Below are 1,153 nucleotides of genomic sequence, written 5' to 3'. Positions count from 1 at the left end.
CCGTGTCCAGGTCGTTGGTGGGCTCGTCGAAGAGCAGCACGTTGTGCTCGCCAGCCAGCAGCCGCAGCATCTGCAACCGGCGGCGCTCCCCACCGGAGAGGTCACTGACCGGGGTCCAGAGCCGCCGGTCGTCGTAGCCGAACACCTCGGCGAGCTGGGAGGCGGAGACCTCCCGGTCGCCGAGCTGCACCCGGCGGGCGACCTCCTCCACCGCTTCCAGCACCCGCAGCTGCCCGGGCAGCTCGGCAAGTTCCTGGGAGAGGAACGCCGGCCGCACCGTGGAGCCGGTGTTGAGGCGGCCACCGTCGGGGCGGGTGATGCCGGCGAGCATCCGCAGCAGAGTGGTCTTGCCGGCGCCGTTGGCTCCGAGGATGGCGATCCGGTCGCCGGGGCCGACCAGCCAGCTGACGTCGCGCAGGATCTCCTTCGGCCCGGCGTGCAGCTCGACGTTGTCCAGCTCGTACACCTGCTTGCCGAGGCGCGACACCGCCATCCGCTGCAACGACATGGTGTCGCGGGCCGGCGGCACGTCGGCGATCAACGCGTTCGCGGCGTCGATGCGGAACTGCGGCTTGGAGGTGCGGGCCGGTGGGCCACGGCGCAGCCAGGCGATCTCCGTGCGGAGCAGGTTCTGCCGGCGGGCCTCGGTCGCGGCGGCGACGCGTTCCCGCTCGGCGCGGGCGAGGGTCCAGGCGGCGAAGCCACCCTCGTACGCGCGGACCGTCTGATCGGCGACCTCCCAGGTGGTGGTGCAGACCGCGTCCAGGAACCACCGGTCGTGGGTGACCACGACCAGCGCGCCCTTGCGGCCGGTGAGGTGCCGGGCCAGCCAGTCGACACCGCCGACGTCCAGGTGGTTGGTGGGCTCGTCGAGGATGAGCAGGTCGGAGTCGCGGACGAGCAGCGCGGCGAGCGCCACCCGCCGTCGCTCGCCGCCGGACATCGGGCCGACCGGCTGGTCGAGGCCGAGGTGCGGCATGCCGAGGCCGTCGAGGATGGCGCGCACCCCGGCGTCGCCGGCCCACTCGTGCTCGGCGCCCATCCCCTCGTCGAGCCAGGCGGTGCCGAGCACCACGTCCCGGACGGTGGCGTCGGGGGCGAGGGTGAGCTGCTGCGGCAGCCACAGCACCCGCAGGTCGCGGCGGTGCGTCAC

1 protein-coding gene is annotated in these 1,153 nt (G+C 73.7%); it reads right to left on the bottom strand.

Going from position 1 to position 1,153, the window contains the following annotated elements:
• The coding region (locus tag KBX53_RS33690; RefSeq protein ID WP_210863889.1) for an ABC-F family ATP-binding cassette domain-containing protein at positions 1-1,153 on the bottom strand (1,153 nt) is incomplete at both ends.

It is taken from the genome of Micromonospora sp. M51, assembly GCF_018070305.1.
GTDB lineage: Bacteria > Actinomycetota > Actinomycetes > Mycobacteriales > Micromonosporaceae > Micromonospora > Micromonospora parva.
Note: the sequence above shows the minus strand (reverse complement) of the source record. Positions and strands in the feature narration are given on the sequence as shown.